At 42.6% G+C, this 711-nt stretch carries 1 protein-coding gene; it reads right to left on the reverse strand.

The features are described 5' to 3' along the window. Positions 1-711: condensation domain-containing protein (locus J3L16_RS15885; protein WP_242698882.1), on the reverse strand; the 711-nt coding region annotated here is incomplete at both ends.

Raw genomic sequence — 711 nt, forward strand, 5'->3', positions numbered from 1 at the left:
TAACCCAGTAAGACTCATACTTAATCCGGCAAAATGATACGTTTTGTTCAGCTCTTGTGTATTTTGCTGCGTACATTTCACTTGAAATAACGGATGAACACCTGAAATCCGCTCTGGTTTTAACGCATCAACCAACATATCAAACGGAACATCGGCATTCACTTGGCTGGCTAATACCGTTTCTTTTACTTGATGTAGTAATGCACTAAAACCAGCACTGCTCTGTAATTCAGTGCGCAGCACTTGTACATTCATTAAATAACCAATCAAACCTTGCGTTTCAACACGTGAACGATTCGCAATAGGCGAGCCAATACGTAAATCATGGGTATCGGTTACGCGATATAAGGTTAACTTAAGTAAAGCCAACATCACCATATACAATGTTGATTGATGCTCACTAGCAAACCCTTTAATGGCTTGTGTTTGTGAAGGTGTGAATGCAAAACGTGCTTGTTGCGCAACCGCAGAAACATGGCTTTGCTTACTATAATCATAGGGTAGTGCTAACGCAGTATGCTCTTCACCTAGCGTGTCTTGCCAATAGGCCAGCTGCCTGTCCATTTCCCCTGCACCTAACCAGCTGCGTTGCCATATGGCATAATCAGAAAATTGAATCGGCAATTCAGCTAAGCTTGGTGCTTCACCTTCAACAAACCCCACATACAGCGCAATCAGCTCTTCAATAAAAATGTTCAGTGACCAGCCATC

Source organism: Alteromonas sp. 5E99-2 (genome assembly GCF_017368475.1).
Classification (GTDB): Bacteria; Pseudomonadota; Gammaproteobacteria; order Enterobacterales; family Alteromonadaceae; genus Alteromonas_F.